This window comes from Dyella telluris (assembly GCF_014297575.1).
Classification (GTDB): Bacteria; Pseudomonadota; Gammaproteobacteria; order Xanthomonadales; family Rhodanobacteraceae; genus Dyella; species Dyella telluris.
In genome coordinates, this window is sequence record NZ_CP060412.1 from 1,227,281 (window position 1) to 1,245,758 (window position 18,478).

General features: G+C 65.2%; 18 protein-coding genes and 1 riboswitch. Of the genes, 2 read left to right on the forward strand and 16 right to left on the reverse strand.

Annotation, left to right across the window (positions count from 1 at the left end):
- Positions 1–41 precede the first annotated feature (41 nt).
- The gene (gene bla, locus H8F01_RS05740) at positions 42–926 is read right to left on the reverse strand and encodes a subclass B3 metallo-beta-lactamase (RefSeq protein ID WP_187058067.1); all 885 of its coding nucleotides are present in this window, start codon (positions 924–926) and stop codon (positions 42–44) included.
- 143 nt (positions 927–1,069) lie between these two features.
- Positions 1,070–2,038, reverse strand: coding sequence for a potassium channel beta subunit family protein (locus tag H8F01_RS05745; RefSeq protein ID WP_187058068.1), 969 nt, complete (start codon positions 2,036–2,038; stop codon positions 1,070–1,072).
- Positions 2,039–2,186: 148 nt separating this feature from the next.
- On the opposite strand from H8F01_RS05745, the gene ahr reads away from it, so the two are divergent.
- Together ahr and H8F01_RS05755 are read left to right on the forward strand one after the other, a co-directional pair.
- A complete protein-coding gene (gene ahr, locus H8F01_RS05750; protein ID WP_187058069.1) occupies positions 2,187–3,194 on the forward strand; it encodes an NADPH-dependent aldehyde reductase Ahr in 1,008 nt (335 codons plus the stop codon).
- A gap of 17 nt (positions 3,195–3,211) precedes the next feature.
- On the forward strand, positions 3,212–3,457 hold the full coding sequence (locus H8F01_RS05755) for a DUF6868 family protein (protein ID WP_222615726.1): 246 nt from the start codon (positions 3,212–3,214) through the stop codon (positions 3,455–3,457).
- Between the two features lie 66 nt (positions 3,458–3,523).
- Here H8F01_RS05755 and H8F01_RS05760 read toward each other — a convergent pair whose 3' ends face one another.
- The 14 genes from H8F01_RS05760 to glyA all read right to left on the reverse strand — a co-directional run bounded on the left by H8F01_RS05760 (position 3,524) and on the right by glyA (position 18,335).
- A complete protein-coding gene (locus H8F01_RS05760; protein WP_187058070.1) occupies positions 3,524–4,099 on the reverse strand; it encodes a hypothetical protein in 576 nt (191 codons plus the stop codon).
- Positions 4,100–5,771: 1,672 nt separating this feature from the next.
- Positions 5,772–6,326, reverse strand: coding sequence for a phosphatidylglycerophosphatase A family protein (locus H8F01_RS05765; protein WP_187058071.1), 555 nt, complete (start codon positions 6,324–6,326; stop codon positions 5,772–5,774).
- The gene (thiL, locus tag H8F01_RS05770) at positions 6,323–7,300 is read right to left on the reverse strand and encodes a thiamine-phosphate kinase (protein ID WP_187058072.1); all 978 of its coding nucleotides are present in this window, start codon (positions 7,298–7,300) and stop codon (positions 6,323–6,325) included. Before thiL ends, H8F01_RS05765 begins: the two co-directional genes overlap by 4 nt.
- A gap of 25 nt (positions 7,301–7,325) precedes the next feature.
- Positions 7,326–7,865 carry a GNAT family N-acetyltransferase gene (locus H8F01_RS05775; protein ID WP_187058073.1) on the reverse strand — a complete coding sequence of 180 codons (540 nt, stop codon included), beginning with the start codon at positions 7,863–7,865 and terminating at the stop codon, positions 7,326–7,328.
- A complete protein-coding gene (nusB, locus tag H8F01_RS05780; RefSeq protein WP_187058074.1) occupies positions 7,865–8,308 on the reverse strand; it encodes a transcription antitermination factor NusB in 444 nt (147 codons plus the stop codon). The genes H8F01_RS05775 and nusB overlap by 1 nt, the downstream gene beginning before the upstream one ends.
- Complete coding sequence (ribH, locus tag H8F01_RS05785; RefSeq protein ID WP_187058075.1) at positions 8,308–8,769, reverse strand: 6,7-dimethyl-8-ribityllumazine synthase; 462 nt, start codon at positions 8,767–8,769, stop codon at positions 8,308–8,310. The genes nusB and ribH overlap by 1 nt, the downstream gene beginning before the upstream one ends.
- Before the next feature lie 43 nt (positions 8,770–8,812).
- On the reverse strand, positions 8,813–9,778 hold the full coding sequence (ldcA, locus tag H8F01_RS05790) for a muramoyltetrapeptide carboxypeptidase (RefSeq protein ID WP_187058076.1): 966 nt from the start codon (positions 9,776–9,778) through the stop codon (positions 8,813–8,815).
- Positions 9,779–9,947: 169 nt separating this feature from the next.
- A complete protein-coding gene (ribBA, locus tag H8F01_RS05795; RefSeq protein WP_187058077.1) occupies positions 9,948–11,042 on the reverse strand; it encodes a bifunctional 3,4-dihydroxy-2-butanone-4-phosphate synthase/GTP cyclohydrolase II in 1,095 nt (364 codons plus the stop codon).
- 154 nt (positions 11,043–11,196) lie between these two features.
- Complete coding sequence (locus H8F01_RS05800; protein ID WP_187058078.1) at positions 11,197–11,838, reverse strand: riboflavin synthase; 642 nt, start codon at positions 11,836–11,838, stop codon at positions 11,197–11,199.
- Between the two features lie 133 nt (positions 11,839–11,971).
- Positions 11,972–12,140: riboswitch (FMN riboswitch) on the reverse strand.
- Between the two features lie 141 nt (positions 12,141–12,281).
- Positions 12,282–13,298 (reverse strand): Gfo/Idh/MocA family protein, encoded by a 1,017-nt coding sequence (locus H8F01_RS05805; RefSeq protein WP_187058079.1) that lies wholly within the window; start codon positions 13,296–13,298, stop codon positions 12,282–12,284.
- The gene (locus H8F01_RS05810) at positions 13,295–14,152 is read right to left on the reverse strand and encodes a phytanoyl-CoA dioxygenase family protein (RefSeq protein WP_187058080.1); all 858 of its coding nucleotides are present in this window, start codon (positions 14,150–14,152) and stop codon (positions 13,295–13,297) included. Before H8F01_RS05810 ends, H8F01_RS05805 begins: the two co-directional genes overlap by 4 nt.
- A gap of 42 nt (positions 14,153–14,194) precedes the next feature.
- Positions 14,195–15,295, reverse strand: a complete 1,101-nt coding sequence (gene ribD, locus H8F01_RS05815) for a bifunctional diaminohydroxyphosphoribosylaminopyrimidine deaminase/5-amino-6-(5-phosphoribosylamino)uracil reductase RibD (RefSeq protein WP_238481160.1) — start codon at positions 15,293–15,295, stop codon at positions 14,195–14,197.
- A 1,182-nt stretch (positions 15,296–16,477) separates the two neighbouring features.
- Entirely contained in the window at positions 16,478–16,996 is a 519-nt protein-coding gene (gene nrdR, locus H8F01_RS05820; RefSeq protein WP_187058081.1) for a transcriptional regulator NrdR, read from the reverse strand.
- An 85-nt stretch (positions 16,997–17,081) separates the two neighbouring features.
- Complete coding sequence (gene glyA, locus H8F01_RS05825; RefSeq protein WP_187058082.1) at positions 17,082–18,335, reverse strand: serine hydroxymethyltransferase; 1,254 nt, start codon at positions 18,333–18,335, stop codon at positions 17,082–17,084.
- Positions 18,336–18,478: the final 143 nt, after the last annotated feature.

The window sequence follows — 18,478 nt, forward strand, 5'->3', positions numbered from 1 at the left end:
GCATCCTTCCGGATGCCCTCCGCCCATGGCGGCGACTGGCGTCAGGGCCTGGCGCCCTGCCCGGCCTGCTCCTTGGCCAGCTTGGCGTCCAGCCGCCGGCTCCCATCGTCGGCATACGCGCGGCATGCCCCGCTATCGATCAGCGGATCAGGCTTGCCTGCGGCATCGCGGCGCGCGACCCGTTCGAGAAAATCGCTCTGCCCGGGATGCGGCGACATCAGGATGTCGCAGGGCAACGCCGCGATCACGGCAATGCCATGACGGTAGTTGGCGACCCGCTCCGGATGCGCCGGATCGCTGTAGCGATAACTGCCGGCGGTGAAGGCACCCAGGCTGTCGGCATACACCATGTGCAGGCAACGATTGCCCTCGCACGATTGCCACGTCCATGTCGTGCTGCCCGGCGTGTGGCCGGGCGTGTAGTGCGCCGTCACCGCCACATCGCCAACGCGCACCACGCCAGTGTCGGCCACGATGTCGACATGGGGAATGGGCGGGTACGCCGATGCTTCGCCGAACTGCGGGTCATCCGGGTCGTGACCGCCCAGCATCAGCTCCTTCGCGCCCGCCTCGCTGGCGGCAACGCGGGCGCCGCTGTCGCGCGCGATGGCAGCGATGGCGCCGGCGTGATCGAAATGCGCATGCGAGTTGAGGATCAGCTTGATGTCATGCAGCTGGAAACCCAGCGCCTTGATGTTCGCCTCGACCTGCGCCGCGTTCTGCGGCAGCGTGCCATCGACCAGCACCAGGCCTTTGGACGATCCGATGAGGATGGCGCTGAGCCCCTGCGTGCCCACGTAGTAGGTATCGCCGTAGATGCGGAACGGCTTCTGCGCCTGCGTCCAGTCGGGATGATCGTCGGCGTGCGCCGTGGCGGCGGCGAGCAGCGCGAGACAAGCCAGCCATGCGGTGCGTAAAGGCTTCATGCGGTGGCGATCCTTTTGAGAGTCCACGAAGGATGCCAGCGCATCTTGAACACCACGAGCAGAAGTCGGGCGATCGCGGGACGAAGTGTGGCGAAGCTGGGGCAGCGCCACATGACCAGACGTTCGACGGTGGCGATGCCGCGTTACGCCACCGCCTGCGCGATGTGCTTGAGCACATCCGCATCCAGCTTCGGCAACAACGCCAACGCACCCAGGTTCTGCTCAAGCTGTTCCAGCTTGCTCGCGCCAAGCATCACCGTGGACACGTGCGGATTGGCCAGGCACCACGCAATGGCCAGCTGCGCCATCGACACGCCAAGCTCCGCCGCGATGGGTGCAAGCCGGCGCACCTTGTCCAGACGGGAGCTGTCGTGCTCCAGCACTGCTTCGCGCAGCCACTCGTAACCGGGCTGCGCCAGGCGCGATTCGGTCGGCACGCCCTGATTGTACTTGCCGCTCAACAGGCCCGAAGCCAGCGGTGACCAGATGGTGGTGCCCATGCCGTAGGTGTCGTACAGCGGCGCGTATTCCTGCTCCACGCGTTCGCGATGCAGCAGGTTGTACTGCGGCTGTTCCATGGTGGGCGCGTAGAAGTGGTTTTCCTTCGCTGCGCGATGCGCTTCGACGATCTCGTCCGCCGACCATTCGCTGGTGCCCCAGTAGAGCACCTTGCCCTGCCGCACCAGCGTATCCATCGCGGCCACGGTTTCGACAATGGGCGTATCCGGATCGGGACGATGGCAGAAGTACAGATCCAGGTGCTCCACGCGCAGCCGCTGCAGGGCCTGATGGCAGGCTTCGATCACGTGCTTGCGTGACAGGCCGCGCTGCGTGGGCAGCGGGTTGTCTACCGCGCCGAAATACACCTTGCTCGACACGCAGTAGCTGTCACGCGGAAAACGCAGGTCCGCCAGCACGTCGCCCATCAGGGTCTCGGCCAGGCCGTTGTTGTACGTCTCGGCGTTGTCGAAGAAGTTGATGCCGTGATCGTGCGCCATGGCCAGCAAGTCGCGCGCCAGCGAACGCCCCACCTGCGTGCCGAACGTGACCCAAGCGCCGAAGGACAGCGCGGACAGTTGCAGGCCGGATTTGCCAAGACGTCGATATTGCATGGGGGCGCTCCGAGGGGTGGAAGACCTGCGAGCATGCCAAGAGCATGCGTGCTTCGTCCATCGCCGCCGATTACACGCAACGGCAACACTGCCCAACCTAGACTCGCGGTCTTTAGCGCAAACCTCCCCCTCGGACCGGAGCGACCCCATGTCGACGATGAAAGGCTGGGCAGCACAGCAGGCCGGCGCACCGCTGGTGCTCTCGGAGTTCGACCTGGGGCCGCTGGGCGCCGAGCAGGTGGAAGTGGCGGTGGACTACTGCGGCATCTGCCATTCCGACCTGTCGATGATCAACAACGAATGGGGCATGTCGCGCTATCCGTTCGTGCCGGGTCACGAGGTGATCGGCCGCATCACCGCGCTGGGCACCGAGGCCAAGGGCCTGCGCATAGGCCAGCGCGTCGGCATCGGCTGGAGTTCGGCCAGCTGCATGCACTGCAAGCAATGCCTGTCCGGGCACCAGAACCTGTGTTCCGAGCTGGAGGCCACCATTGGCGGTCGCCACGGCGGCTTTGCCGACAAGGTGCGCGCGCACTGGGCCTGGGCGATTCCCCTGCCCGAGGGCATCGACCTGGCCAGCGCAGGCCCGCTGCTGTGCGGCGGCATCACCGTGCTCAAGCCCTTCCTCTCCTACGAGATCAGCCCGACCGCCCGCGTGGGCGTGGTGGGCATCGGCGGACTCGGCCACATGGCGGTGAAGCTCGCGCGCGCCTGGGGCTGCGAGGTCACCGCCTTCACTTCCACTGCCGCCAAGGCGGACGAGGCGCGCAGCTTCGGCGCACACAACGTGGTGTCCAGTCGCGACTCCGCGGCTATCGCCTCACTGGCACGCTCGCTGGACCTGTTGCTGGTGACGGTCAACGTGCCGCTGGACTGGAGCGCCATGATCAACACGCTGGCGCCGCGCGGACGCATGCACGTGGTGGGCGCGGTGGTCGAACCCATTCCGGTATCGATATTCCAGCTGATGGGCGCCGAACGCGAGATTTCCAGCTCGCCCACCGGCGCGCCCGAAGACATCGCCACGCTGCTGGCATTCGCCACGCGGCACGACGTGCGCCCGCAGGTGGAAATGTTCCCCATGTCGGAGATCAATGCCGCACTCAAGCACCTGGCCGATGGCAAGGCGCGATACCGCATCGTGCTCAAGGCGTAAGAGTCAGCGAGTCCACCATGATCACCATCGAACTGTTGCGCAACGTGCTCGGCTGGGCCGGCCTGTTCAACCTGTTGCTGGTGACGGTGTGGTTCTCGCTGTTCCTGGGCATGCACGATCGCATGTACGCGTGGCACCGGCGCTGGTTCCGGTTGAGCGTGGAAACTTTCGACGCCATCCACTATGCGGGCATGGCGTGGGCCAAGATCGCGACCTGGATCTTCTTCATCCTGCCGTACCTGGCCCTGCGCATCGCCAGCTAGGGCGCACTGGGCGTGACGGCCGCCTTGCCTGGCGGCCGTCACGGCAGAGCCCTTCACTGCATCGGCTTACGGAAGCGTATGGACGTCCGTGCGCTTGTCGATGCCCTGGTCCGCCTCCGGACGCCACATGGTGGCCTTGAGCGCGTCACCGGTACCCCAGGCCTGCAGTGCCGCGATCAGCGTGGCGTTGTCGCCGTCCTTGCGGACATAGAAATCGAGATGACGGAAATCATCGCAGGCCGTATCGCAGTGATAGCTGGAAAAGCCCAGCGCCTCGATCTGGCCGTATTCATTGACGATGACCGCCGTGGCGCTGCCACCGCACTCGCGGGCCGGGCAGGCCGTGAACAGAAAGCGGTTGTCGGACAGCACCTGCACCGTCGGCGACGAACCACCCAGGCCCGACAGCGCCTGCTCGCTCACCGAGCGATTGCCGCGGAAATAGTTGACCTTGCCATCGCCGGCAAAATGCCCCAGCGCCGTGGCGAAACCGTTCGCACGCGACAATTGGTTGGCATCGCTGCACGTGGACGGATCGATCAGGCGGCACGGGCCATGCGCAGCCGCCGACGCGGCGAACGAGGCACACGGCACAAGGAGCAACAGCAGGACGAAACACGCAAAACGCGCGAATTTGCACATGACATTTTCCCCCTTAGAGTGACTTTCCCTCTAAATCCGCATCAGGCTGCATCCCTGCCGGCCCCGGCGATCAAGCCGATGGCATACGTCGCTGCCGGCGCCTGACGCCAACAAACTGCTCACTGTGTCGGCAACGATTGCCCTGCCCCGGGCAAAGCAACGCCCCAACCCCGGATTCCGCCGACAACGGCAGGCACCAGCAGCCACTGGTCGAAGAGACGTAACGGATGTCCCAACACGGTGGGACTCAAGCCGGCCCGACCACACACCCCCGATCGAACCGCCGACTACCGCTACCCCTGCGAGCAGAAAGCCGTTGGCATGCCGTCCCTGTCGGGACCTGATGACGGGTGAAAAGTATCAGCCGAAACCAATACCACACCCTTCAAAAAGCCGTACAGACGGGACCACACGTAATAGTTAATGCGCTCAAAGAGCGATTTTCCATAGGAATTTTGGTCAATGGCGCGCGAGGAAGGCGGAATTTGCGGGGGAAAGAGGCTGTGCGCAGTACCGCCGCGAGGCATACCACTGCAACTCATTCCGCCCCCCATGCAGGGTGAGCCAGCAGGCCAGTCAGCGGCGAACGGCTGGACGGATGCGACCCCGCGCCACGCTCTCTCCTTTGTGGCGCGTTGCGAATCGCCTCGACGTAGAAGCCATGTCCAATGTCGTAAGCAGTCTGGTCTCTGGTACGCACGAGGCGAAGATCAGGCACCTTGGCTCTGGATCCCGGCCCTTGCCCTCTTTTGTGGGCTGCGCCCGGACGAGGACGTCCAAACGTTCCCGCGAGCACCCAACCCTCTCCCCGGAGGGGAGAGGGAGAGGAGTTGTGGGCAGGCCGAAAGGGACGAAAGTCGTGACGACGATTCATGACGAGTCGCCGATTGCCCTGAAGGACGCGCAGCGACGCTCCGCTTTAAGTCCTCAGCGCTTTGGCGCGTTGCGAAGCGCTACGAGGTACCCGCTGTGTAGAGGCGGAGGTTGCCAAGCAACAACATTTCTCTGCCCATCGGGCTTATCCCGACAGAATGCTGCCAGCCTTTAAGGCCATTTTCTTTGGGTTACTTTTCTTTTGGGCCAGCAAAAGAAAAGTGACTCGGCCTCCGGCAGGAGGTCGAAACGCCCCGCTGCGTAAGCGGCAACCTGGCGGAGTCGCCACATACCGAAGGCCAGAGCAAAGGCACTGGATGACCAGCCATTCGGCTGTTGAAAGGCGCCTCCCGCTTTCGCGGGAATGACGGCTCTGATGAGAGGGTGAGGCTAGGTGATCAGCCCTTCGGCCGTTGAAAAGCGCCTCGCTGGGATGGCGATTGAGATGGGGCGATGGGGCGAAGACCAAACACTGAGGCGCTGGATCCCGGCCTGCGCCGGGATGACGATATTGATGAGACATTGGGGCCAGATGGCCAGCCCTTCGGCAGGCCGAGAGCAAAGGCGCTGGATGACCAGCCATCCGGCTGTTGAAAAGCGCCTCCAGCTTCCGCTGGGATGACGGCTAAAGAGTGAAGCGGTGAGGCGAGGTTGCCCCCTCACCCCAACCCTCTCCCCAAGGGGGAGAGGGAGCTAGGCAGCGGAGGGTCCGGACGGGAGTCGCTCCCGTCCAGGTTCTGGAAAGGAGCACCCAAATGCATGCCCCCGCGCCCCTGTAAGCGAGACCACCCTCCACCCATCAACTCAACGCGTTCAACACCACCGCCAACACCACCGCCGCAAACACCCCCGCCACCACGTCATCCACCATCACCCCCACCCCGCCCTTCAGGCGACGATCCAGCAGGCGAATCGGCCACGGCTTCCACACGTCGAAGATCCGGAACAGCACGAAGCCGATCACCACCGACCACCAACCCTCCGCGACCGCCGGTATCAGGGTGATCCACATGCCCACGAACTCGTCCCAGACGATGCTGCGGTGGTCTTCCACGCCCAGGGCGCGCCCGGCGATGCCGCACACCCACACGCCGGCCGCAAACGCCACCACCACGGCGAACATATAGAGCTGCATCGGCAGCATGCGCAGCGCCAGCCAGGGCACGATGGCGGCCAGCGAACCGAAGGTGCCCTGGGCAAAGGGCGCCACGCCCGAGCCGAAGCCGCTGGCGATCAAGCCCACCGGTGTCGACAGCAACAGGCGGCGCTGCTCCGGGGTGAGCGTCTTCTTGTCACGCTCAGCCTTGCGGGCCTTCTCTTTCTCGATCTCGATGTCGTTGTCGATGTCGTTCATGCGAAATGGTCCCATCCCCGATGCGTGGTTTCCAACCATTGGCCGTGCTCGTCACGTACGCGCACGCCGGCACCTTCAACCATGCGACCGATGCGCGTGGCACCGCAGCCCAGGCGCGCAAGGTCGGTCTGTACCTCGGCCACCAGCGCCGGTGGCACGGTAAAACACAACTCGTAGTCGTCGCCACCCGCCAGCGCGAAGTCGCGCACGGCGCGTTCATCGAAGCTCGCCATCAGCATCGACGAACGCGGCAATAGCTCGGCGTCGATCTCCGCAGCCAGGCCGCTTTCCCCGCAGATATGCCCGAGATCGGCGAGCAGGCCGTCGGAAATGTCGATGCAGGCGCTGGCACGCCCGCGCAGCGCAAGCCCGGCCGACAGCCGTGGCGTGGGCCGGTGCAGGCGCTCGATCAGGTACGCGGCGCGGCCATCACCTTCGTCCACCCGTGCACCACGCTGTACCAGCTGCAGGCCGCCGGCAGCATCACCCAGCGTGCCGGTGACCAGCACCACGTCACCTGCCCGCGCGCCCGCGCGCACCAGCGCCTTGCCCGGCGGAACAAAGCCATGCACGACGACGCTGATGGTCAGTGCGCCGCGCGTGGTGTCGCCACCAATCAGCGCGAGGCGATGCGGTTGGGCCAGCTGCGCGAAACCGTCGGCATAGCCATCGATGAATTGCCGCAGCTGTTCGGCGGGCTGTGCAGGCAGCGTCAGCGCCAGCAGCGCCCATGCGGGGCTGGCGCCCATGGCCGCGAGGTCCGAAAGATTCACCGCCAGCGACTTCCAGCCGATATCCGCCGCGGCCGTGCCGATGGGGAAATGCACGCCTTCGACCATGGTGTCGACGGCGATGGCCAGCTCCTGCCCGGCGGGCGGCGCGACCACGGCGGCATCGTCGCCGATGCCCAGCTTTACGTCTTCACGTCCTTGCGCGGTGCGTTCGCGGATGCGGTCGATCAGTCGGAATTCCATGGCGACCTCATCGAATCGGCGGGACCTATCGACTGAAGACGATGGTCGGACTGCCGTGGTAAGTGGTGTCCTGCCAGCGCGTGAAGCCGGCCTTTTCGGCCACCCGGATGGATGGCAGGTTGTCGGGCGAGATGATGCATACGGCGCGCCGGCCGGCGAAGTTCGCCTCGCCCCAGGCAACGGCGGCCGCCACCGCTTCGCTCGCATAACCCTTGCCGTGCACGTGCGGGGCGAGTACCCAGCCGAATTCCAGCATGCCTAGCAGCGAGGGTTCCATGTCGCGCATGAAATCGGCGAAACCGATGTCGCCGATGTACCGGCCGGTGGATTTTTCTTCCACCGCCCAGTAGCCGTAGCCCAGCACGTTCCACAGGCCCATGTACTGCAGGAAGCGCCGCCAGACTTCTTCGCCGGTCAGCGCTCGCCCGCCAATGAAGCGGGTCACCTCAGCATCGGACCAGATGGCGAGCCGCTCGGCATGATCCTCGGCGCGATGCGCACGCAGGCGCAGCCGCTCCGTCTCGATCACGGGAACCACGGACAACCCTGCCGTGGCGCCGTCCATCAGCCGCGCTTTTCCGTGGAACGCAGCGAAGCAGCCAGCTTGTCCAGCACGCCGTTGACGTAGCTGTGGCCGTGGTCCGCGCCGAAGCGCTTGGTCACTTCAATGGCCTCGTTGATGATCACGCGGTACGGCACGTCCGGGCGGTACTTCAGCTCGTACGCGGCCAGGCGCAGGGCGGCACGCTCGATCGGGTCGATCTGGCCGACTTCGCGGTCCACGTAGGGCTTCAAGGCATCGTCGATGGCTTCGACATGGCGCTCCACGCCGTGCAGCAGATCCTCAAAGTACTCGAGGTCGGCCACTTCCATGTCCTGCTCATGGCGGAACTGGTCGATCACGGCGTTCATGCGGCTGCCGCCGATCTGCCAGGCGTAGATGGCCTGCAGCGCGCGGCGACGCGCACGCGAGCGGGCGGCCAGGTCGATGCCTTCGGGACGTGTCATCACAGCTTTCCGTAAAGATTGACCATTTCGAGCGCGGCAAGCGCGGCATCCGCGCCCTTGTTGCCGGCCTTGGTGCCGGAACGCTCGATAGCCTGTTCAATGTTGTCGGTGGTCAGCACGCCGAACGCCACCGGCACGCCGGAGGCATAGGCAGCCTGGGCCAGGCCCTTGGCGCATTCGCCGGCCACGTAGTCGAAATGCGGGGTGGAACCGCGGATCACCGCACCCAGCGCGATCACCGCGGCGTACTTGCCCGAGTTGGCCACCTTGTGAGCGGCCAGCGCGATTTCCCACGCGCCCGGCACGCGGATCAGCTCGATCGCGTCGTCCTTCACGCCGTGGCGCACCAGGGTGTCACGCGCGCCGGCCACCAGGGGCTCGACGACAAAGCCGTTGAAGCGGCCGGCGACGATGGCAAAACGGCCTTTGGGCGTGGCGAAATCGCCTTCGATGGTCTTCATGAATCGTGGTTTCCTGGGATCGGGGCCCGGAGGGCCGTCTATTTTACGGAATTTGAGGGAATGTGCCCGGAACGGGCCGTGAAATCGCCGGATCGAGGGTCGGATGCCCCCGGAAACTCAGGCTGGCCTGCCCGTCCGCCACCTGCAGGCGGGCCGGCACACCGAACGGCAGGGTGAACTTGTCCGCCTCGTGGCCGAACGGCAGCCCGTGGACGATGGGCAGGCCCGCCACCCGGGCCATCTGCTCGAAGACCGCCCCTGTGTCGTAGCCGTTGTCGTAGGTGTGCGGGCGGCAATGGGTGAAATGGCCCAGCACCAGCGCCCTCTGTCGGCCCAGCACACCGGACAGGTGCAGCTGGTACAGCAGGCGCTCGATACGGAACGGCGGCTCGCCCACGTCCTCCACGAACAGGATGCCGCCGTCGATGGCCGGGAAATACGGCGTGCCCAGCAGGCTGCACAACATGGCCAGGTTGCCGCCCCACAGTGGGCCTTCCACGTCCACCTGGGCCTGCGTGGGAGTCGCCCAGCGGGCACTGGCCTGTGGCTCACCCACGGTGTGCCAGAAGTGCTCCCACATCAGGCCATTCAGCGCCGGCGCGCCGAAGTCCGCACCCAGCATGGGGCCGCCGAAGGTAACCAGCCCACCTTTCGCGTACAGCGCCATCTGCAGGGCGGTGAAATCGCTGTGGCCGACCAGCAGGGTGTTCGTGCCGGCAAGGCGCTCGCGCAGGGCGTCGTAGTGGAGGTGCTCCAGCAGGCGCGTGGCGCCGTAGCCCCCGCGCACCGACAAGGCGATGTCCGGCAGCACCGGCATCGTCGCCAGGGCATTGAAGTCGGCCGCGCGAGCCTCGTCGCTGCCGGCGAAGCGATGTTCGACGCGATCCAGCACCTCGGTGCCATCCACGTTGCAGCCGGCGGCACGCAGGCGTTCGACGCCACGCGCCATGGCGTCGCGATCATGCGGATAGCCCGACGGGGCGATAAGGCGGATGGTCGGATGGGTCATGGGGTTCGCTGGAAGTTGAAAGCCCGAGTATGCCGATGGCGGCATGGCGAGGAAGTGGCAAGGCTGGGCCAACCTTCTGTAGGAGCGCACTTGTGCGCGACAACCGGACGAAACCGCAGCGGCGCGGCGCGGCGATCGCGCCCAAGTGCGCTCCTACAAGAGCTTTTCGCTATGACACGTACTCGGTCACTTCCAGCCCAAAACCACCCAGGCCGACCATCTTGCGCGGCGTGCCGAGCACGCGCAGCTGGTGAATGCCCAGATCCGCCAGGATCTGTGCACCCAGGCCGAGCTGGCGCCACTCCTGCTGCTGCGCTTCTTCCGGCGCCTGCTCCGCCGGCTGGCGATGGAGGCGACGCAGCAGCGCATCGGCGGTGTCTTCGCCCGACAGCACCAGCAGCGCCCCGCGCCCTTCGTCGGCAATGCGACGCAGCGCGGAGGTCACGGTAAGGCCAAGGTCATCGCGATGCAGGTGCAGCACATCCGACAAGGTGTTGCGCACGTGCACGCGGGTGAGCACCGGCTGGCCGTCGTCCACGCTGCCGCGGGTGAGTGCGAAATGCAGGCCGTGGCGAATGGCATCGCGATAGGCCACCAGGCGGAACGCGCCGAATTCGGTATCGACGTCGCCTTCGTAGACGCGCTGCACGGTCTTCTCGGTTTCCAGGCGATAGCGGATCAGGTCGGCGATGGTGCCGATCTTCAGGCCATGCTTCTTGGCGAACACTTCAAGCTCGGGGCGACGCGCCATCGAACCGTCTTCGTGCAGGATTTCGATCAGCACGGCCGACGGTTCCAGGCCAGCCAGCGCGGCGAGGTCACAACCGGCTTCGGTATGGCCGGCACGCGTAAGCACACCACCCGGCTGCGCCGTGAGCGGGAAGATATGGCCCGGCTGCGAGAGATCCTGCGGCTTGGCATCGGACTTCACCGCCACCTGGATGGTGCGTGCGCGGTCGTGGGCTGAAATGCCGGTGGTGACGCCTTCGGCCGCTTCGATGGAAACGGTGAAGTTGGTCTGATACGGCGAGGTGTTGTCCACCACCATGGGCCTGAGGCCCAGCTGGCGGGTGCGCTGCTCGGTGAGCGTGAGGCACACCAGGCCGCGTGCTTCGCGCACCATGAAGTTGATGTCTTCCGGGCGCACCATCTGCGCCGCCATGATCAGGTCGCCTTCGTTCTCGCGATCCTCGTCGTCGAGGATCACGACCATGCGGCCGGCGCGGATGTCTTCGAGGATTTCGGGGATGGTGTTGAAGCTCATGGGGATATCCAAAAATGTTGTGCGACAGCGCTGCCTGTTTTCGTCATCCCCGCGAAGGCGGGAAGCGATTTTCAACAGCCGAATGGCTGGTCATCCAGCGCCTTGAGTAGGTGCGAAAGTCACTGGGTCCCCGCCTTCGCGGGGACGACGAGACTCACGCAAAGCCGTGCTGCTTGAGGAACGCCGCATCGAGCTTCGGCGCGTCGCCGCCGGCGATCAGCCGTTCGATGTAGCGGGCCACCACGTCCACCTCGATGTTCACCGCATCACCTGCACGACGCGCATGGAACGCTGTGTGTTCCACCGTATGGGGAATAAGGTTCACCCCGAAGCGGTGGCCGTTCACCTCGTTCACGGTGAGGCTGGTGCCATCGATGCAGATGGAGCCCTTGGCGGCGATGTAGCGCGACAGCGTGGCGGGCACTTCGAACACCCAGCGCAGCGAGCGGCCGTCCGGCGTGATCGAGACGACCTTGCCCACGCCGTCCACATGGCCGGACACCAGGTGGCCGCCCAGGCGGTCGGCAAGCCGCAGCGCCTTTTCCAGGTTCACCGGATCACCGGCCTTGTGCTTGCCCAGCGTAGTCAGCGACAGGGTTTCGTTGGAGACATCCGCGCTGAAACCGCGCGGCTCCAGCGTCACGGCGGTCAGGCACACGCCGGACACGGCGATACTGTCGCCCAGCTGCACGTCGGAAAGGTCGAGGTCGGCCGTATCGACGTAAAGGCGCACGTCGCCGCCGCGCGGTTCAAGCCGCGCGATGCGGCCCACGCTCTGGATGATGCCGGTGAACATCAGCGCACCTCCCGGACGGAGGCGGCGAACAGATTGCAACGATGCTTGGACATGAAACGTTTCCCGCGTTGAAAAACATGCGAAAAACGCCCCAAGGCGTATGGCAGGCGCGCGCCCGCGAAGGCGTGCGCCGTACCGTCTTCTCTCATCCGGACTTTCTGGAAGCCATCGCTGGCTGCCAACCGTCGGCTCCGGCATTGGACCGGATCTGCTGACCTTCCGGTGACCTGGAAGCGCTCGCGGGCTCGCACCCTAAGGTGCCTACCGCCGGTGGGGAGTTTCACCCCGCCCTGAAGACGTCGTTTGTGGTTTTGCCGGCGAACCGGCCGGGGGAATTCTACCACCAACCCCGGCAGGTGCCGCCCATCCGGTTGTCCACGCGGGCGAACACCGCGTTGCAACCCGGGGCCTGTCCAGGGCCCACCGGGCCGGGTGCGCCTGTTTCAGGCGCCGATCGCCTGGCCGCTGTCGCGACGGTACTCGCGCAGCACCTGGTCCATCACCCAGCTGGTCCGTGCGCCGCTTTCCGCCGTGGACGGGCACGCGCCCTTCTGCCCGGTCAGCTCGGCCACGATGGTTTCGATCAGTGGCTGCTGGATATGCGGCGGATTGGCCACGCGGTACTCATGTGTGCCGTTGGCGTTTTCCACGTGGATCGGACCGTCGCCGAAGGTGGCGAAGGTGATGCGGCCCTGATCGCCGATCACTTCGATCTGATCGTGGTGTTTGAAGCTGTCGAAGTTCCAGATGCCCGTGCCCAGCATGCCGTTGCCGAAGGCGAACGACATGGCCACACCGTCTTCCACGCCGTAGGCACCCAGCTGGTTGCTGGCCTGGCCGCTCACCGACACGATGGGGCCGAACAGCCAGTCGATGATGTCCAGCGTGTGGCAACCGATGTCCAGAAACACGCCACCGCCGGAAATCTCCGGCCGCACATGCCACGGCAGGTTCGCCGGATCGTGGTAACGCGGGTGATGCGGTTCGTACAACACCGTATTGACGATGCGCGGCTTGCCGATGGCGAGCTGGCCGAAGATCAGTTCGCGCACCTTGCGGAAGCGCGGCAGCGCGCGCCGGTAATAGGCGATGAACACCGGCACGCCAGCCTGCTTGCCGGCCTGGATGATCGCCTCGCACTCGGCATGGTCCATCGCCATCGGCTTTTCCACATAGACGGACTTGCCGGCGGCAATGCTCATCAAGGCGTAGTGCTTGTGGGTGGACGGCGGCGTGGCGACGTAGACGGCGTTGACGTCCGGGTCCGCGATCAGCTTCGCGGCATCGTCGTACCAGCGCGGCACGCCATGACGCTCCGCATAATCGCGCGCCTTGTCGCCATCGCGACGCATCACCGCCACCAGCGCGGAGTTCGGTGTCTTGCTGAAACCCGGGCCGCTCTTCACCTCGGTGACGTTGCCGCAACCGATGATGCCCCAGCGTACTGCTGCCGTCGTCATGTGGTCTTGAACTCCTGCTTGAGGAACTGCTGGTGGTAGGCGTGGAACACGTTCACTTCCGGGTGACGTGCGCGCTCGACCAGATGCGCACGTAACGCCTCGCGCACGCATGGCTCTAGCGACGAAAGATAGTCGAGTGAGTATTCGGTATGGTCGAGCACGCCGAAATGCAGCGTCGGTGCGTGCTGCGTCGAATGGAACCCCAGGTGGATGGTGATGCGGCGATCCTGCAGCACGCCACCCCAGCCGCGATGCACGGCGTAGTTGTTGTAGAACACCGCCTCGCCCGCCTGCACCACGATCTGCTTGCCGGCCGACAGCTCGGCCGCATCCACCGGCGCGATCTTCTCGCTGGTTCCGAAGATGGCACGCTCCTGGGCATCGAGCTGGCGACGATGGCTGCCGGGCACGATCCACAGGCAGCCATCCGTGGTGAGCGGCATGTTCATCTGCACGTAGTTGTAGTGGTAGCGGTCGCTGAACCAGGTGGTGTCGATCTGTTCGTCCGGCACCTGCAGCACGTCGCGATGCCAGCCCTGCCGATAGTCGACGCCAGCCTCACCATAGAACAGCGAGGCACCGTCCACGATGATGCCCTCGCCCAGCAAGTCGCGGCACACCGCCAGGATGTCTTCGTTGCAGATGATGTCCTGGATGCCGCGAATGGCTTTCCCCGGCTGCAGGAACTGCAGGTTGCTCATGCGCTGCTGCGTCTCGCCGCGCTCGCGGCGCGCCTGGTCCACCGCACTGACATAGCGCGCGATGCTCGCGTCGTCGAGGATCCTGCGGATCAGGTAACCCTGTTCGCGGAAGAAGGCGCGCTCGGCGTCGCTCAGGGTGGTGGGTTGCGTCATGGCTGCTTGCATCCGGACTATCAGACTCGCTCAAAATGGCCGTCACGCAACGGGGCGCAACTGCAGCCGCAGGTCGTCGCCCAGCACACGCCGGTCGATGGTGCGCAACTGCCATCGCGAGGCCATGTCCGATAGCGCCGGCAATCCGAGCAAGGGTTGCGCATTGTCGCCCAGCAGCACCGGGGCCACGTAGATCAGCAGTTCGTCGACCAGGCCGGCAGCGAACAGCGAGCCGCACAGACTGGGACCGGCTTCCACGTGCAGCTCGCCGATCTGGCGACGCCCCAACTCGTTCATCACCTCATGGAGATCCATCGCGCCGCCCCTCTCCGCCACCACCGCCAGTTCAACGGCCTGGAATCGCGGATCCACCGGCGCGTACTGTTCGTTGTGCAGCACCAGGGTGGGCACCGTGCCGTCCAGCACGTGGCTGTTCGAAGGCGTGCGCAGGCGGTTGTCGAGGATTACGCGCCAAGGCGGCGTAAACGCCTCGCCTTCAGGCAGGCGCACCGTCAGGAAAGGGTTGTCCGCAAGCACCGTGCCCGACGCGGTAAAGATTGCCGAACTGCGCGCACGCCAACGCTGCACGTCCGCACGCGCGGCTTCGCCGGTAATCCATTTCGACTCGCCGTTGGCGAGCGCGGTACGGCCGTCCAGACTCATCGCCAGCTTCACACGCACCCACGGACGACCACGCTCGATGCGGCTGAAGAAGCCGATGTTGAGTTCGCGCGCGGCATCCCGCATCAGACCGGTTTCCACGGTGATGCCGGCATCGCGCAGCTTGCCGATGCCGCGACCGGCCACCTGGGGGAACGGGTCTTCCGATGCAATGACGACGCGCGCCACGCCTGCGGCGACCAGCGCGTCCGCGCAGGGCGGCGTGCGGCCATGGTGGGCGCAGGGCTCCAGCGTCACATACGCCGTCGCGTCCTTCGCCTTCTCACCCGCCTCCCTCAGCGCATAGACCTCGGCATGTGGTTCACCGGCGCGCTGGTGGTAACCCGTGCCGACCACCTGCTCGCCATGGGCGATGACGCAACCGACGCGCGGATTGGGGTGAGTGGTGTACAGGCCGCGCTCCGCCAGTCGCAGGGCGTGGGCCATGTGGGTGTGGTCGATGGCGGTGAATGGGGGGGACATGGAGGGGCGGTGGTTTGGGATGGGTGGTGGAAGTTTAGGGGATGTGGGTGAAAGGGATGGTGGGGATGAGGGTCGTGGGATTGGGGGAAAGGGGTTGGGTGAGCTGACCACCTTGACTCGACGCTTCACCCTTTGCCGTTTTCCGGGCGAAAGGTGGGGTCCAGGGCCTTTGCTCTCGGCCTTCGGCCTCGTGCGATACCGCCAGGTTGCCGCTTACGCCGCGGAGGCGTTTCGACCTCCTGCCGGAGGCCGAGTCACTTTTCTTTTGCTGGCCCAAAAGAAAAGTAACCCAAAGAAAATGGCCTTAAAGGCTGGCAGCATGCCGATGGGATAAGCCCGAACGGCTGAGGAACGTTGTTGCGTGGCAACCTTCGCCTCTACATAGCGGGTACTGCAAAGCGCTTCGCAACGCGCCGAAGCGGAGAGGACTTAACGCGGAGCGTCGTGCCGCTGCGCGGCACATCCTTCTGTGCCACTAGGGTGTTCACATTGAACATCACCTGTCGCTCGTCCTCTCCCGTTCGGGAGAGGACTGGGGTGAACACTGAGACGAGAAAGAAACGGGCCTCACACGGTGCGAGACACCCCTGTAGGAGCGCACCTTGTGCGCGACCGCAGCGCCATGGCGGTTCCGCTCCGTCAGGTTGTCGCGCACAGGGTGCGCTCCTACAGACAAGCTAAGCCGGCGCTCAACAGGCCGTCGCCCTGCGACGCGATGTGCAGCGCAGCTGCACGAGCCGTCGGCTCTTGACCTACCCTCCCCTTGAGCGGCGGTGAGGGGCGGACGACAGGCCCGCAGGGGGATCGGCAAGGATGCCGATCCCTTTTCGACAGGACATGGAAGTCCTGTCGAAAAGCCCGGCCGACCCTCACGGACTGTCCGGCTTCACCGGCCAGCGCCGCGATGGGGGTGCCTTTTCTTTTGGTTACTTTTCTTTGGGCAAGCAAAGAAAAGTAACCCGGCCTCCGGCAGGAGGTCGGAACGCCCGCCGCGTAGGCGGCCAGGTCGCGATAACACTAACCCCGGAGGCCAGGAGCAAAGTCACTGGATGACCCGCCCTTCGGCGGTTGAAGAGCGCCTCCTGCCTTCGCAGGAATGACGGTGAGGAATACATAAGTCGGGGCGAGCACCCACCCCTCACCCCAACCCTCTCCCCGACGGGGAGAGGGAGTTAGGCCGCGTCAGGACTTCTTGCGTCTCGCGACGCTTTCACCCAGCAGCGACAGCTGCAACGCCTCCAGCTCCGGCAGATCGCGCTCCAGCTTCTCGATCTCCTCGCGGAACGCCTGCACGTCTTCGAACTTCCGATAGACGGAAGCAAAACGCACATACGCCACCTGGTCGAGCTTCTTCAGCTCGCGCATCACCAGCTCGCCCACCTGGCGCGACGGCACTTCGCGTTCGCCGCAGCGTCGCAGGTCGTTGACGATCTCGCGCACGGCGGTGTCCACCGAGTGGGTGGGCACCGGGCGCTTCTGCAGGGCGCGCTCAAAGCTCACGCGCAGCTTGTGCTCGTCGAACGGCTCGCGGCGTTCGCCGCTCTTCACGATGGAAGGCAGTTTGAGTTCGGCCGTTTCGAACGTGTTGAAGCGCTCGCTGCATTTCGGACACTCGCGACGACGACGCACGGTGGCGCCGTCTTCGGTAAGGCGTGAATCGATCACGCGGGTGTCTTCGTGCTGGCAGAAGGGGCAATGCATAAGGTCAGGAGTGAGAATTGAGAAGTGAGAAAACAGAGGGTTGGCTCTCTCTCACTTCTCACTCCTCTTCACTCGCTTCTCGCTCTCAGCCGTACACTGGGAACTTGTGGCACTGCGCCGTGACCTTCTCGCGCACCGCGGCGATGACGGCGTCATCCTTCGGCGCATCGAGCACGTCGCAGATCCAGTTGGTCAGCTCGACCACGTCCGCTTCCTTGTAGCCGCGGGTGGTGACGGCGGGCGTGCCCACGCGCAGGCCGGAGGTGACGAAGGGCTTGCGGGGGTCGTTCGGCACGGCGTTCTTGTTGACGGTGATATGTGCCTTGCCCAGCGCCTCTTCCGCGTCCTTGCCGGTCACGTCGCGACCGATCATGTCCACCAGCATCAGGTGGTTTTCGGTGCCGCCGGAAACGATCTTGTAGCCGCGATCAAGGAAGGTCTTGGCCATGGCCTTGGCGTTCTTCACGACCTGGGCCTGGTAGTCCTTGAAGGCCGGTTCCAGCGCTTCCTTGAAGGCCACCGCCTTGGCGGCGATGACGTGCATCAGGGGGCCGCCCTGGATGCCCGGGAACACGATGGACTGCAGCTTCTTTTCGATCTCTTCGCCGGCATCCTTCGCCACGATGATGCCGCCGCGCGGGCCGCGCAGGGTCTTGTGCGTGGTGGAGGTCACCACGTGTGCATGCGGCAGCGGGCTCGGATACACGCCAGCGGCCACCAGGCCGGCGACGTGTGCCATGTCCACGAACAGCAGCGCGCCGACCTTGTCGGCGATGGCGCGGAAGCGCGCCCAGTCCATCACCTGCGAATAGGCGCTGAAACCGGCCACGATCATCTTCGGCTTGTGTTCGACGGCGAGGCGCTCGACTTCGTCATAGTCGACCAGGCCCTGCTCGTTCACGCCGTACTGCACCGCGTTGAACAGCTTGCCGGAGACGTTGACCTTGGCGCCGTGGGTGAGGTGGCCACCGTGGGCCAGGCTCATGCCCAGGATGGTGTCGCCGGGGTTGAGCAGGGCGAGGTACACGGCCTGGTTGGCCTGCGAACCGGAGTGCGGCTGCACGTTGGCGTAGGTGGCGCCGAACAGCTGCTTCAGGCGGTCGATGGCCAGCTGCTCGGCAACGTCCACGTATTCGCAGCCACCGTAGTAGCGCTTGCCCGGGTAACCCTCGGCGTACTTGTTGGTGAGCACGCTGCCCTGCGCCTCCATCACGCGGGGGCTGGCGTAGTTCTCCGAAGCGATCAGCTCGACGTGGTCTTCCTGACGGCGGGCTTCGTCGGCCATGGCCTGTGCCAGTTCATTATCGTAACCGGCGATCGTCTCGTGCTTCGGGAACATCCTGACCTCGATGGGGTGGCAAGAAGGGGCTGGAACGCGAAATTGTAGCTGTGATGTGCTAAAGCGGCCACCTCGGGACACTTGCGGGGCTATTGCGTACAACGTACCGTACATCGCACGCAACCAAGACCACGGACCCTCGC